Origin of the sequence: Streptomyces flavofungini (assembly GCF_014650815.1) — a bacterium.
GTDB lineage: Bacteria > Actinomycetota > Actinomycetes > Streptomycetales > Streptomycetaceae > Streptomyces > Streptomyces flavofungini.
The window spans coordinates 405,449-419,044 of the sequence record NZ_BMVR01000009.1 but is presented as its reverse complement, the minus strand read 5'-3'; the positions used below and the strand labels follow the sequence as shown (position 1 = coordinate 419,044).

Genomic DNA, 13,596 nt, shown 5'->3' with positions numbered 1-13,596 from the left:
GGCCTGATTCCCAGTCAACCGGGGTTGTCTTCCCGGCTGTTGGGCCGTTCCGACGAGTGAGACTTTAGCGGAATCTCGACTCCCGACCTAATCGGGGGCGCCCTTTCGAACGCGGACTCCTCATTTCGTAAAAGCGCATGGAAACGAGCCGACAGCGACCCCTCGTGGACACGAAGAGTCAGAGCATCGATCGCTTGAATGGTTCTTACGGAATGGCTGCCCGGGGACCGACCAGTGATCGGCGCTCACGTCGGGCAACTCGGAGAACACTACGTTCCGGGTCAGGACGTGTCAACTTCGGGCCTGCCCGCGCTACTGTAGGGACATGACTACGCATGCGCGCACCCATCAGTGGTGGGCCGCCTGACGGCGGCCGAGCTGACGCATGCACTCAACGGCCGCCGCTTCGGCGGCCGTTCGCGTATCTCCCTCCGGAGGTCCTGAACCCGGTCGCCGGGACGGCGGCCCCGTTCTGGAGGTGGAGAGAAGAGATGACGCGGATCTTCAGTGGGGTCAAGCCGACCGGGCACCTGACGCTGGGGAACTACCTGGGGGCCATCCGGCAGTGGGCGGATGTCGATCAGTACCGGGCCGACGCGCTGTTCTGCGTAGTGGATCTGCACGCGCTGACCGTCGACCACGACCCCGGCCGGGTGCGCAGGCTCAGTAGGCAGGCCGCGACGCTGCTCCTCGCGTCCGGGCTCGATCCCGAGCGGTGCTCCGTGTTCGTACAGAGCCATGTGGACGAGCACGCACGGCTGTCGTATCTGCTCGAGTGCGTCGCCACGGACGGCGAGATGCGGCGGATGATCCAGTACAAGGAGAAATCCGTGATCGAGCGGGCGCGGGGCGGGAGCGTGCGGCTGTCGCTGCTCACCTATCCGGTGCTGATGGCGGCGGACATCCTGGCGTACGGGGCCGACGAGGTGCCGGTCGGGGACGACCAGACGCAGCACGTCGAGCTGACGCGGGACCTGGCGGTGCGGTTCAACCAGCGATACGGGCACGCGTTCGCGGTGCCGCGGGCCACGCGGCCCGAGGTGGCGGCGCGGGTCATGGACCTGCAGGAGCCGACGTCGAAGATGGGGAAGTCCCATGAGTCGGGGGCCGGGATCGTCTATCTGCTGGACGAGCCGGACGTGGTGCGGAAGAAGATCATGCGCGCTGTGACGGACAGCGGGGACGACGTCGTGTACGACCCGGAGACCCGGCCCGGGGTCTCGAACCTGCTGGAGATCCTCGCGGCTTGTGAAGGTGGGAACCCAAACGGCTTGAGCGGTGTATACGAGTCGTACGGAGCCTTGAAGAAGGACACCGCCGACGCCGTGGTGGAGCTTCTGCGGCCCGTGCGGGAGCGGCACAAGGAACTGGTTGCGGATTCCGCGTATGTAGAGGAGGTGTTGCGGGCCGGGGCTGAGCGGGCGAGAGGGAAGGCGAAGCCGACGGTCGACGCCGCCTATCGGGCGATCGGGCTGCTGCCACCCGCGCCGGCGGTGCCCGAGGCGGTGCCGGTGAACGTGGCGCGGTAGGCGCGTGGGCTGGTGGCGAGGCGCGAGGCGAAGTGCTGGCGCATCGTGATCTCGCTGCCGAAGCCCGCGCGGCGGGCCACCTCGGGCATGGGCAGGTCGGTGCGTTCGAGGAGCTTCTGCGCGGCGGCGACGCGCTGGTCTAGCAGCCAGCGCAGGGGTGTGGTGCCGGTCGCCGCGGTGAAGTGACGGGCGAACGAACGCGCCGACATGCCCGCCCTGGCGGCCAGGTCGGAGACGGTGAGCGGGTCCTGGAGGTGACGGAGGGCGTATTCGCGGACCGTGGCGAGGGCGTCGGCGTCACGGTCGGCGCGGGGTGTGGGGTGCTCGATGAACTGCGCCTGGCCGCCGGTGCGGAACGGGGCGGTGACCATCGAGCGGGCGATGGTCGCGGCGGCCTCCGAGCCGTGGGCCGTGCGGACCAGGTGCAGGCACAGGTCGATGCCGGCCGCGGTGCCCGCGGCGGTCCAGATGTTGTCGTCCTCGATGAAGAGGGCGTCGGGGACGACGGTGACGAGGGGGTGATGGGTTCGCAGGAGATCGACGAGGTTCCAGTGGGTGATGGCTCGGCGGCCGTCCAGCAGGCCCGCCTGGGCCAGGGTGAAGGCGCCGCCGCACAAGGCCGCGATGGTGATGCCTCGGGTGTGGGCGCGGCGCAGGGCCTCCAGTAGTGGGGGTGGCGCCGGGGTCAGGTGGTCGTCCAGGCCGGGGACGACGATCAGGTCGGTGCCGGTCAGCCGGTTCAGCCAGGCGAGGGTGCGGTCTGGGGTGAGGGTGAGGCCGCCGCGCATGGGGACGGGTGCGGGGGTGGCGGCGACGCGGTGGAGGTCGAAGGGAGGTACGTCGCGGTCGGTGCGGTCGGTGCCCCAGACCTCGGTGATCACGGAGACGTCGAAAGGGCGGATGCCGGGGAAGGTGAGGAGGGCGATCCGTTGGGGGTGAGTGGTCGGGTTCTGTGCGGTGTCGCGTGCTGGGGCCGGTTCGGAGTGGGGTGCGGGAGCCGGTGCGGTGTCGCGTGCAGGAGCCGGTGCGGGGTGGGGGTTTTGCACGGTGGCAGTAAACCATCGATCGGTGGCTTTTGTAGGGCTGGGGTGGTGGGGCGCCTGGCGGCAGCATCGTGGGCATGGAGAACGCACTGAACATCGCGGAGAACGCGGCGCTGGTCGTCGTGGACGTACAGAAGGGGTTCGAGGAGGAGGGGTACTGGGGGGCGCGGAACAATCCGGAGGCTGACGACAACATCGCCTCGCTGATCGACGCGTGGCAGGCGACGGGGCGGCCGGTCGTGTTCGTACGGCATGACTCGCCGAAGCCGGAGTCGCCGTTGCGGCCGGGGTATGTCGGCAACGAGTTCAAGGAGTACGTCGAGCAGCGGCGCGGGAAGGGGGACGGGGGCGAGCTGTTCGTCACGAAGAGTGTGAACTCGGCGTTTTACGGGACGCCTGATCTGGACGCTTGGCTGCGGGAGGCCGGGGTTTCTCAGATCGTGGTGGCCGGGATTCAGACCAATATGTGCGCGGAGACGACTGCTCGGATGGGTGGGAATCTCGGGTACGAGGTGGTGTTCGCTTATGACGCGACGTACACCTTTGATCTGGTGGGGCCGTTCGGGTGGCGGCGGACGGCTGCGGAGGTTGGGGAGGCGTCGGCGGTTTCCCTGCACGGGGGTGGGTTTGCTCGGGTGGTTTGGACAGGGGAGGTTTTGGGGGGTTTGGGCTGAGGCTTTCCCCGATCCCGCCCCTTCCCGAGACCAGGGCTTTGCCCCTGACCCCCGGGGGTGGGTGTCCCCTTCGGGTGGGACAGCCCTCCCCCGAATCGGCGCTTCGCGCCTCGTCCGCAGACGCCGGACGGGCTGAACCGGTGCCGGGTAGGCCTGAAGATGCGGGTGCGGGTGCGGGGTGGGTTAGGTGTTGTTGCCTGTTGCCAGTTCGCGGCTGCGGTCTCGGGCTGCTTCCAGGGCTGCGATCAAGGCCGCACGGACTCCGTGGTTTTCGAGTTCGCGGATGGCGTTGATGGTGGTGCCCGCAGGGGAGGTGACGTTCTCGCGGAGTTTGACCGGGTGTTCGCCGCTGTCGCGGAGCATGACCGCCGCGCCGATGGCCGCCTGGACGATGAGGTCGTGGGCCTTGTCGCGCGGGAGGCCCAGGAGGATGCCGGCGTCCGTCATCGCTTCGACGAGGAAGTAGAAGTAGGCGGGGCCCGAGCCCGAGAGGGCGGTGCACGCGTCCTGTTGGGTCTCGGGGACCCGGAGCGTCTTGCCCACGGCGCCGAAGACGTCCTCCGCGTGGGCCAGGTCGGCGGCCGTGGCGTGGCTGCCGGCGGAGATGACGGACATGCCCTCGTCCACCAGTACCGGGGTGTTCGGCATGACGCGGATGACGGGGGTGGCGGCGGCCAGGTGCTCCTCGATGAAGGCCGTCGTGATGCCCGCGGCCGCGCTGATGACGAGGGTGTCGGTGCTGACGTGCGGGGCGAGTTCGGCGAGGAGGGAGGCCATGTCCTGCGGCTTGCAGGCGAGGATCAGGATGTCCGCGCGCTTGGCGGCCTCGGCGTTGGTGAGGGGTTCTACGCCGTAGCGGGTGCGGAGTTCATCGGCTCGTTCCTGGCGGCGGGCGGTGACCAGGAGGTCCGCGGGGGCTCGGCCGCTGCGGATCATGCCGCTGAGCAGGGCTTCGCCGATCTTTCCGGTGCCCAGGACGGCGACGACCTTCTGGTTCGGCTTGGTCGGCTGGTGCGGAGGGTTCGGCTTGCTCGGCTTGGTCATGGGCGGGCCTCCCGGGATGCGTCGTTCGTGGTCATCCTCGCATCGGGTGGGGGCCGGGTGGCGGGTTGTCCGGTGAGCGGACGGGGGTGGGGCTCCTGGTGGGTGCGGTCGGCGGGTGCGGTCAGGGGGTGCGGCGGCGGAGGGTGGCTGCGCCCAGGGCCAGGACCAGGAGGGCGCAGGCCGCGACGATGGCCGCGTCGCGGACGAAGTCGCCCGTGATGTCGGGATGGCGCACGACCTCGTTCATGCCGTCCACCGCGTACGACATGGGGAGGCCGTTCGAGATCGCCTCCAGGACCGGCTGCATGTTGTCGCGGGGGGTGAACAGGCCGCAGAGGAGCAGTTGGGGGAAGATCACCGCCGGCATGAACTGGACCGCTTGGAACTCGGAGGCCGCGAAGGCCGAGACGAAGAGGCCCAGGGCTGTTCCGAGCAGGGCGTCCAGGAGGGCCACCAGGAGCAGGAGCCAGGCCGAGCCCGTCACGTCCAGGCCCAGGGCCCACAGGGCCAGGCCGGTGGCCAGGGCCGACTGGATCACGGCCAGGGCGCCGAAGGCCAGTGCGTAGCCCGCGATGAGGTCGCCCTTGGCCAGGGGCATCGCCAGGAGGCGTTCCAGAGTGCCGGATGTGCGTTCGCGGAGCGTGGCGATCGATGTCACCAGGAACATCGTGATCAGCGGGAAGATGCCCAGGAGCGACGCGCCGATGGAGTCGAAGGTCTGAGGGCTGCCGTCGAAGACGTAGCGCAGCAGCAGGAGCATCACGCAGGGGACGAGGATCATCAGCGCGATCGAGCGGGGGTCGTGGCGGAGTTGGCGTAGGACTCGGGCTGCGGTGGAGAGGGTTCGGTTGGTGTTCATGGGGGCTCCGGGAGGAGGAGGGGGGCCTGGGGGCGGGAGGGCGCTGGGTGCGGGCGCAGGTGCGGGGGTGCGTGTGTGTGGGGCGTGGGGGGGGGCGTACGGAGGGGTGTGTGCGGGGGGTGTGTGGTCGGTTGTGGCTGGGGGGATGGGTGGTGGGTTGGGCGGTGAGGGGTTACGTGGCGTTGGCCTTGTCGACCAGGTGGAGGAACGCTGCTTCCACCGTTGGGGTCGCTGTGCTGGTGCGTAGGGACTCGGGGGTGTCGTCGGCGAGGATTTCGCCCTCTCGCATGAGGAGCAGGCGGTGGCAGCGTTCCGCCTCGTCCATGACGTGTGACGACACCAGGATCGTGGTGCCTCGGTTGGCGGCGATGGTGTGGAAGAGGTCCCAGAGGTCTCGGCGCAGTACGGGGTCCAGGCCGACTGTGGGCTCGTCCAGAACCAGGAGTTCGGGGGTGCCGAGGAGGGCTACCGCCAGGGAGACGCGGTTGCGTTGGCCGCCGGAGAGGTTGGCCGCCAGGGCGTCCGCGTGGGTGGTCAGGTCCACTTCGGCGATGGCTCGGGTGACGTCCTCCTGGCGGCGGGTCGCCGTCTCGCCGTGGCCCGGGGACAGGATCGCGGCGAAGTACTCCAGGTTCTGGCGGACTGTCAGGTCGTCGTAGACGGACGGGTCCTGGGTCACGTAGCCGATGCGGGAGCGGAGGGCGGGGGTGCCTGCGGGGTGGTTCAGGACGTTCAGGGTGCCGGTGACTCTTGCCTGGGTGCCGACGATTGCTCGCATCAGGGTGGACTTGCCGCAGCCCGAGGGGCCCAGGAGGCCGGTGATCTGGCCTTGGGGGACGGTGAAGGTGAGGTTGTGGAGGACTTTCCGGGTGCCTCGGGTTGTGGTCAGGGAGGTGGCTTGGATTGCGGGGGTGGGGGGTGGGGGCGGTTCGGGGGGTTGGGAGGTGGGGGCTGGGGTTTGGGGTGGGGGCTGGATATTCATCATGTGATGATTATGTGGGGTGGGGGGCGGGCTTCGTCAAGGGGTTGGGTGGGGGATGGGGCCCCGCGGGACTTTCCCCAGTCCCGCCCCTTCCCGGCTGTGTCAATGTGCGGCTCCGCCGCGCGGGGGGGGCTCCGCCCCTGGGCTCCGGGGGTGGGTGTTCCCTTCGGGTGGGACAGCCTCCGCCGATCGGCGCTGCGCGCCTCGTCCTCAAACGCCGGACGGGCTGAATTCGGGTGGGGCTCCCGTGCGGGTAGGCCTCGGAGGGCGGGAAGCCATGGGCGTGGGCAGAGGCCGTGCGCGGGCCGGGGGCTGGTTGAGCCCGGGGGGCCTGGCCCCGGGGGCTTGAGCCAGAGGGACTTGGGCCAGGGGCTGCGTGAGCCAGGGGCTGCGTGAGCCAGGCTCGCGCAGCCCCTGGCCCAGGCGTGCAAGCTCGGGCTCGGCCAGGACCCGGCGGGCAAGCTCGGGCTTGAGTACGGCCCGGGCATGTGAGCTCGCGCATGAGCAAGGCCCGGGCACGCGGACTCAGGCTTGAGCACAGCCCGGGGGCGAGCTCGGGCTCAATAGGCACAGCCCGGGCATACAGACTCAGGCTTGGGCACAGCCCGGGCGCGTGAACTCGCGCATGAGCACAGCCCGGACGGAGGCCGAACCCCGGGGCAGGCAAGGTCCCGGCGAGGGCACGGGCCGGATGAGGGGGCACCGTCCCGGCGGGAGCAAGACCCGGGCGTGAGGCTAGTCGCGGTGGGGGTTAGCGGGGGGCTGAGGGCTAGTAGAGGGCTGGGGCCTAGTGGGACGGCTGGGGGTTATTGGGGGGCTGGGGGGTTTGGATCAGGGTGATGTCCAGGGCGTAGGCCTCTTCTACTACGTCGTCGGGGAAGGCCTTGCGCAGGTGGGCTTGTTCGGCCGCGAGGATGGAGGTTGATCGGGCCGGGCCCATGGTTGCGAAGTAGGAGCGGCTGGCCAGGTGGGACAGGTGGGTGGACAGGGGGACCCGGCGGGTCCAGTGCAGGCGGCGGTGGATCGGGGTCAGGGTCGGGGCCGCGGTTCTGATGACTCCTGGTGCGTCGCCGCTGATGGGGTTCGCGTGGTAGCCGGGGAGTTGGGACTTCAGGCGGGCCTCCTGCTCCGCCGCCCACTCGACCTCCGGGTCCGGGGTGTTCCACCACACCGCCAGCGCGCCACCCGGGCGCAGCACGCGTAATGCCTCCGGGACCGAGCGGGCCGGGTCCGTCCAGTGGAACGCCTGGGCGTACGTCACGAAGTCCGCCGACGCCGTGGCCAGGGGCAGGGCGTCCCCCACCGCACGTAGCAGGGGGGTGCCGGGCTGGGTCGCCCGCAGCTCCGCGCCCATCGCCGGGCCCGGCTCCACCGCGATCACGTGTGCGCCCCGGTCCCGGAGCAGGCGGGTGGCGATCCCTGTACCCGCGCCCACGTCCACCACTGTGGCGCCTGCCAGGGAGCGCCCCGCCAACTCCTCGATCGTGGAGAAGAGTTCGGGTGGGTAGCCGGGGCGGGCCGCCGCGTATTGGGTCGCCACTGCGTCGAAGGAGAGAGCGGAGTCGGGGGCTGGGGTGAGGGCTGGGGTAGGGGCTGAGGTGGGGGGTTCGCTCTTGTTCGGGGCCAGGGTCGGGGTCAGGGTCGGGTCCCCGCTCACGCTCGGGCTCGTACCCACGCTCGGGTTCTGGCGGTCGCTTTCGCTGTCGCTGTCGCTCGGCATGGCTTCATCCTCGCCCTGCCTCCCGGCGCTGCGTCGGGGTTCCGGCCAAGCGGTGGGGCCCGGGCTCCCCCGTCCTGCTACTTGCGGCGCTTCCGCTTCGTCGGGTTCTTCGCCCTGCGGGACGTCCGCTTCTCGTACTGCTGCCGGGCCGTCTCGTACTCCTGCCGGTGCAGGTTCTCGCCGGGGGCTTCCTTCAGGGTGCGGAAGAAGTACGCGAGGAGGGAGCCGATGAAGCCGATCATCATCAGGCTGCGCATCGACGCCACCGACTGCGGGTCGTGGCGCTTGGAGAAGCCCTCCCACGTGCGCCGGAACGCGACCGCGCTGCAGATCGCGAACATGATCACGACCAGCAGGTTCACGAACGAGCCCACGTCCGCGATCTCCAGGCCCTGGTACGCGAAGCGCAGCACCAGGCAGCCCACGACCGCCGCGGCCAGCGAGCCGACCGCGACGCCGAACCGGCGCAGGCCGTAGCGGTCCGTGTGGTCGACCCAGCTCGTACCGAAGAAGCGGATGGATTCGGGGCGGGGCCCCGGCGCGGTGCCCTCGGGCTGCCGGTCGGTACCCGGGTCGGTACGGGGTTCGTCTCGCGGTTGGTCACTCACGCGTCGATTATCGCCCGAGGGGAAGCGCGGCTCCCTCAGGCCCGTCCGGCGGTACGGCAGCCATTCCAACCGTCCGGCGGGTAGAGCAGCCGTTCCAGCCCGTGCGGCGGTACGGCGGCCGTTCCAGCTCCTCCGGCTCTGGTCAAGGCCCAGGTGCCACGCCCATTTCGTCCCCCGCCTTGCCTCCCCTCCGCCCCCGGCCGCTAGTTTGTGCGGACAGGCATGACGCACGGGGGACGACCGGAACGGGAGGGTCGAAAGGTGTCGCTCCGCTCAGGGGACCCTGAGGAGATCGGTGGCTATCCGCTGGAGGCCCGCCTCGGCGCGGGCGGCATGGGCACCGTGTTCCTCGGGCGTACGGCGTCGGGGCGGCCGGTCGCGATCAAGCTGATCCACCAGCAGTTCGCGGACGACGACGAGTTCCGTACCCGGTTCCGGCAGGAGGTCGCCGCGGCGCGCCGGGTCAGTGGCGCGTTCACCGCCGCCGTCGTGGACGCCGACCCCGAGGGGCCGCATCCGTGGATGGCCACGTCGTTCATAGAGGGCCCGACGCTCGCGCAGCGCATCGCGCGCCGTGGGCCGATCGGTGGCGCCGAGCTGCGGTCGCTCGCCATCGGGCTGGCCGAGGCGCTGCGTGACATCCATCGGGCCGATGTCGTCCACCGTGATCTCAAGCCGTCCAACGTGGTCCTTTCGCCGGAAGGGCCGCGCGTCATCGACTTCGGCATCTCCCGCGCGGCCGACCAGCAGACGCTGACCATGACGGGGCGGGTGATCGGTACGCCGCCGTTCATGTCGCCGGAGCAGTTGCAGAACCCGCGCGGGGTCGGGCCGTCCTCGGACGTCTTCTCGCTCGCCACGCTGCTGGTGTACGCGTCCACGGGGCAGGGGCCCTTCGACGCGGACTCCCCCTATATGACGGCCTACCAGGTCGTGCACGAGCCGCCCGCCCTCGGCGACGTACCGCACGCCCTGCGTACCGCCGTCGAACCCTGCCTCACCAAGGACCCGGCCGCCCGGCCCTCCATCGACGAGCTCCTCGTCCGCCTGCGGGACCTGCCCACCGAGCTGGAGGTCGTCACGGGCGGCTGCCGCACCCGGGACACCCGGACCGAGCATCATCTGTCCGGGGCCGGGGACACGGGTGGCGGGCATGGCGCGGGTAGCGGGCAGGACACCGGTGGCGGGCATGGCACGGGTGGCGGGCATGGCACGGGTGGCGGGCATGGCGCGGGTGCTGGCCACGGCGCGGGTGAGCCCGGCCTCGCCTCACCGACCCCCGCCCACCGCCCCGCCCGCCGTCGCCGCCGGCGCCCCGTCCTCGCCGCCGTCGCCGCCGTCGCCGTCATCGGCGCGGGCCTCGCGCTGCTCGCCCAGCCGTCCGGCGGCGGCTCGGACAGCGAGCGGGACGACAAGGAACGCAACGTGGCCGCCACGAGTCCGGCGCTGCCCGACGGCTTCCGGCCGTGGCGGCAGGACGTACCGGCCGGGAAGGCGAAGATCCCCGACGAGGTGCGCTGTCTGGCGCACGGCGACTCCGTGTACTGCGGGGGCGGCGGCACCGTCGCCGCCCGCGTGCGGGTCGCGGACGGCAAGCGGCTGTGGGCCGTGGCCGGGCCGGGCGTACCGGTCCAGGACACCTCCATCGCCGGGCTCGCGGGCGACGGCCGTACCGTCGTCGGCTACCGCTTCGCCGCCGAGGGTTCGGGGCGTGACGAGGTGGTCGCCCTCGACGTCGCGCGCGGCAAGGAGCTGTGGTCCGCGCCGATGGGCGCCCATGCCACGGTCGTCGCGGGCGCCGGTGCGCAGGACGCCGTGGTGGTCGGGTCGACGGTGCTGACGATCGACGCGGACGGCACCCGTATCGAGGCCCGGAACGCCCGTTCCGGCAAGAATCTGTGGACGGCCCCGTTCCCGGCGGGCAGCCAGTGCGCGCCGCTCGGCGCGGGCGGCCAGGCGTACGTGATGTGCATGCCGAAGGGGCAGGTCGCGGACGGTGCGGCGCGGCGCGACACGGTACGCGGCGTCGACCTCGCCTCGGGCGAGCTGGGCCGGGCGGTCACTGTGGGCGGGCCGGTGCAGCCGCTCGGCGCGGCCGGTGGGCGGCTCGTGCTGGTGCGGCAGCGGGCGGGCGGGGATGTCGGCGTCCTTGAGTACGACGCGGTGCTGCGCCTGGACGCGGCGCGCGGCAAGGCGACGACGACGCGGCTGTCGAAGGCCTACGGCGGCAGGCCCCGGCTGGTCGGCGGCACGGTGTACTTCACGGAGGACAGCGGCCGGGTCAGCGCGGTCGACCCCGCGTCCGGCGGGCTCCGGTGGGCCCGGCACACGGGCGTGGAGGGTGCGGCGAGTCCGGCCGCCGGGCCGGGGGCGCTGTACTTCGGCTCGGCCGGGGGGCGGGTCGCCGCGCTCGCGCCGCGCGACGGCCGCCGCCTGTGGACCACGGACCCGAAGGTCAACGGCGGCGGGCTGCGCACGAACCCGCGCGTGACGCTCGCGGGGCGGGTGGCGGTGGTGTCGGGGGCGGACAACCTGCTCTTCGCGTTCGACACGGCGAAGCCGCCGAAGTCCGAGTAGGGCCCAGGCGCCGAAGCCCGCGTAGGGCCCGGGCGCCGAAGCCCGCGTAGGGCCCGGGCGCCGAAGCCCGCGTGCGGCCCAGGCTCTGCGGGGCCCGCACGGCGAAGCCGCCGAGTCCCGGGTCGACCGGAGCTCGGCGGCTTCGTGACGTTCGGCGGCCGGGACGCCTCACCTGCGCGCGGCATCACCTGCGCACGGCGTCACCTGCCCGTGGCCACGGCTCAGCAGCGCGGCGCCACGTACCCGTTGCTCCCCGTCCGCACATACGTGTCCGACACGTACCGGCCGCTGCCGATCTTGTCCCATATCTTCGACGTGCCGGTCGGGCCCGTGACCGTCTCGCCGGGGCGCTGGCAGCTGATGGTGACGCGGCTGCCCGCCTGGACGCGGCCGACCTTGCCGTACGAAGTGCCGGGGCCGGAGCGGACGTTGACGTCCGCGACGACGGGGTAGCTCCGGGCCGCGGCGGCCTCGACGCTCAGCTCGGCCGCGTCGACACCGTCGACCACATCGACCCCGAAGGTTTCCTCAGTGCTCATCCTGCTACCCCATATCCCCCGTGAAACGGGCGGCGCGGGCCGCCCATGGCATGTACCTCACACCATAGACGCGCCCGCGCATCACACCAGTTGCAGGACAAAGCAGGACAGTCTCGACCGGCCCGCGGAGAGCCTCAGCCCAGCTTCGTCACGTCCCGCACCGCGCCCTTGTCCGCGCTCGTCGCCATCGCCGCGTACGCCCGCAGCGCCTGCGAGACCTTCCGTTCGCGGGACTTGGGGGCGTACACGCCGCCCAGGGCCGCGCGGCGGCGGTCCAGTTCGGCGTCGTCCACCAGGAGGTCGATGGTGCGGCGGGGGATGTCGATGCGGATGCGGTCGCCGTCCTCGACGAGGGCGATGGTGCCGCCGGACGCGGCCTCCGGGGACGCGTGGCCGATGGACAGGCCCGAGGTGCCGCCGGAGAAGCGGCCGTCGGTGACGAGGGCGCAGGCCTTGCCGAGGCCGCGGCCCTTCAGGAAGGACGTGGGGTAGAGCATCTCCTGCATGCCGGGGCCGCCCTTGGGGCCCTCGTAGCGGATGACGACGACGTCGCCCTCCTTGACCTGCTTGTTGAGGATCTTCTCGACCGCTTCCTCCTGCGATTCGCAGACGACCGCGGGGCCCTCGAAGGTCCAGATCGACTCGTCGACGCCCGCCGTCTTCACGACACAGCCGTCGACCGCCAGGTTGCCCTTGAGGACGCCGAGCCCGCCGTCCTGGGAGTAGGCGTGCGCGACGTCGCGGATGCAGCCGCCCGCCGCGTCCGTGTCGAGGGTGTCCCAGCGCTCGGACTGCGAGAAGGCCTCGGCGGAACGGACGCAGCCGGGCGCCGCGTGCCACAGCTCGACGGCCTCGGCGGAGGTGGCGCCGCTGCGGATGTCCCAGGCGTCCAGCCACTCCTTGACGGAGGCGGAGTGGACGGTGTGCACGTCCTCGTTGAGCAGGCCGCCGCGGTACAGCTCGCCGAGGATCGCGGGGATGCCGCCCGCGCGGTGCACGTCCTCCATGTAGTACGTCGTGGTGGGCGCGACGTTGGGCGCGACCTTCGCCAGGCACGGGACGCGGCGCGAGACGGCGTCGATGTCGGCGAGGTCGTACCCGGCCTCGGCCTCCTGGGCCGCGGCGAGCAGGTGCAGGATCGTGTTCGTGGAGCCGCCCATGGCGATGTCGAGGGCCATGGCGTTCTCGAAGGCCGCGTGGGTGGCGATGTTGCGCGGCAGGACGGTGGCGTCATTCCCGTCGTAGTACCGCTTGGTCAGCTCGACGACGGTGGCGCCCGCGCGCTCGTACAGCGCCTTGCGGGCCGTGTGCGTGGCGAGGACCGAGCCGTTGCCCGGCAGCGAGAGGCCGATGGCCTCGGTCAGGCAGTTCATGGAGTTGGCCGTGAACATGCCGGAACAGGAGCCGCAGGTGGGGCAGGCGTTCTCCTCGATGCGGAGGATGTCCTCGTCCGAGACGTTCTCGTCGACCGCGTCGCTGATCGCGTTGATCAGGTCGAGTTTCCGGACCGTGCCGTCGACCAGGGTGGTCTTGCCGGCCTCCATGGGGCCGCCGGAGACGAAGACCGTGGGGATGTTCAGGCGCAGGGCCGCCATCAGCATGCCGGGCGTGATCTTGTCGCAGTTGGAGATGCAGATCAGCGCGTCCGCGCAGTGCGCCTCCACCATGTACTCGACGGAGTCCGCGATCAGGTCGCGGGAGGGCAGCGAGTAGAGCATGCCGCCGTGGCCCATCGCGATGCCGTCGTCCACGGCGATCGTGTTGAACTCGCGCGGGATGCCGCCCGCCTCCTGGATGGCCTCGCTCACGATGCGGCCGACCGGGGCCAGGTGCGTGTGGCCCGGCACGAACTCCGTGAACGAGTTGGCCACGGCGATGATCGGCTTCCGGCCGATGTCCGCGCCCGGTACCCCGGAGGCCCGCATCAGGGCGCGTGCGCCCGCCATGTTGCGGCCGTGGGTGACTGTGCGGGACCTCAGCTCGGGCATCGTCGCTCGCTCCTCAAGAGTCATGCTTCGGGG

11 protein-coding genes are annotated in these 13,596 nt (G+C 71.4%); 3 read left to right on the top strand and 8 right to left on the bottom strand.

All coding sequences use genetic code 11. The features are described 5' to 3' along the window. The first annotated feature begins 491 nt into the window (after window positions 1-491). Complete coding sequence (gene trpS / locus IE274_RS25290; protein WP_190118144.1) at window positions 492-1,529, top strand: tryptophan--tRNA ligase; 1,038 nt, start codon at window positions 492-494, stop codon at window positions 1,527-1,529. Here the strand turns inward: trpS and IE274_RS25285 are convergent. Then, the gene (locus tag IE274_RS25285) at window positions 1,457-2,455 is read right to left on the bottom strand and encodes a GlxA family transcriptional regulator (protein ID WP_190118183.1); all 999 of its coding nucleotides are present in this window, start codon (window positions 2,453-2,455) and stop codon (window positions 1,457-1,459) included. The genes trpS and IE274_RS25285 overlap by 73 nt on opposite strands. A 206-nt stretch (window positions 2,456-2,661) precedes the next feature. On the opposite strand from IE274_RS25285, the gene IE274_RS25280 reads away from it, so the two are divergent. Then, window positions 2,662-3,246 (top strand): cysteine hydrolase family protein, encoded by a 585-nt coding sequence (locus tag IE274_RS25280; protein WP_190118182.1) that lies wholly within the window; start codon window positions 2,662-2,664, stop codon window positions 3,244-3,246. Between the two features lie 183 nt (window positions 3,247-3,429). Here the strand turns inward: IE274_RS25280 and proC are convergent, their stop codons facing one another. From proC to IE274_RS25255, 5 genes are all read right to left on the bottom strand, one after another. Then, window positions 3,430-4,290: a pyrroline-5-carboxylate reductase gene (gene proC, locus IE274_RS25275; protein ID WP_190118143.1), complete on the bottom strand. Its 861-nt coding sequence runs from the start codon at window positions 4,288-4,290 to the stop codon at window positions 3,430-3,432. A gap of 121 nt (window positions 4,291-4,411) precedes the next feature. Beyond that, a complete protein-coding gene (locus IE274_RS25270) occupies window positions 4,412-5,149 on the bottom strand; it encodes an ABC transporter permease (protein ID WP_190118142.1) in 738 nt (245 codons plus the stop codon). 172 nt (window positions 5,150-5,321) lie between these two features. Then, entirely contained in the window at window positions 5,322-6,134 is an 813-nt protein-coding gene (locus tag IE274_RS25265) for an ABC transporter ATP-binding protein (protein ID WP_190118141.1), read from the bottom strand. A gap of 784 nt (window positions 6,135-6,918) precedes the next feature. Further along, window positions 6,919-7,671: a class I SAM-dependent methyltransferase gene (locus IE274_RS25260; protein ID WP_229909791.1), complete on the bottom strand. Its 753-nt coding sequence runs from the start codon at window positions 7,669-7,671 to the stop codon at window positions 6,919-6,921. 257 nt (window positions 7,672-7,928) lie between these two features. Then, a complete protein-coding gene (locus IE274_RS25255; protein ID WP_190118139.1) occupies window positions 7,929-8,459 on the bottom strand; it encodes an EamA/RhaT family transporter in 531 nt (176 codons plus the stop codon). Window positions 8,460-8,720: 261 nt separating this feature from the next. Between IE274_RS25255 and IE274_RS25250 the strand changes: the two genes are divergently transcribed. Further along, window positions 8,721-11,036 (top strand): serine/threonine-protein kinase, encoded by a 2,316-nt coding sequence (locus IE274_RS25250; RefSeq protein WP_190118138.1) that lies wholly within the window; start codon window positions 8,721-8,723, stop codon window positions 11,034-11,036. A 221-nt stretch (window positions 11,037-11,257) separates the two neighbouring features. Here the strand turns inward: IE274_RS25250 and IE274_RS25245 are convergent, their stop codons facing one another. Next, window positions 11,258-11,575, bottom strand: a complete 318-nt coding sequence (locus tag IE274_RS25245; RefSeq protein WP_190118137.1) for an SH3 domain-containing protein — start codon at window positions 11,573-11,575, stop codon at window positions 11,258-11,260. Window positions 11,576-11,709: 134 nt separating this feature from the next. Continuing rightward, a complete protein-coding gene (ilvD, locus tag IE274_RS25240; protein WP_190118136.1) occupies window positions 11,710-13,563 on the bottom strand; it encodes a dihydroxy-acid dehydratase in 1,854 nt (617 codons plus the stop codon). Window positions 13,564-13,596 lie beyond the last annotated feature (33 nt).

What these genes read in the sequence shown, in the direction of transcription:
- trpS (WP_190118144.1), top strand. Translation starts at nt 492, where the DNA reads ATGACGCGGATCTTCAGTGGGGTCAAGCCGACCGGGCACCTGACGCTG.
- IE274_RS25245 (WP_190118137.1), bottom strand. Translation starts at nt 11,575, where the DNA reads ATGAGCACTGAGGAAACCTTCGGGGTCGATGTGGTCGACGGTGTCGAC.
- proC (WP_190118143.1), bottom strand. Translation starts at nt 4,290, where the DNA reads ATGACCAAGCCGAGCAAGCCGAACCCTCCGCACCAGCCGACCAAGCCG.
- ilvD (WP_190118136.1), bottom strand. Translation starts at nt 13,563, where the DNA reads ATGCCCGAGCTGAGGTCCCGCACAGTCACCCACGGCCGCAACATGGCG.
- IE274_RS25270 (WP_190118142.1), bottom strand. Translation starts at nt 5,149, where the DNA reads ATGAACACCAACCGAACCCTCTCCACCGCAGCCCGAGTCCTACGCCAA.
- IE274_RS25265 (WP_190118141.1), bottom strand. Translation starts at nt 6,134, where the DNA reads ATGATGAATATCCAGCCCCCACCCCAAACCCCAGCCCCCACCTCCCAA.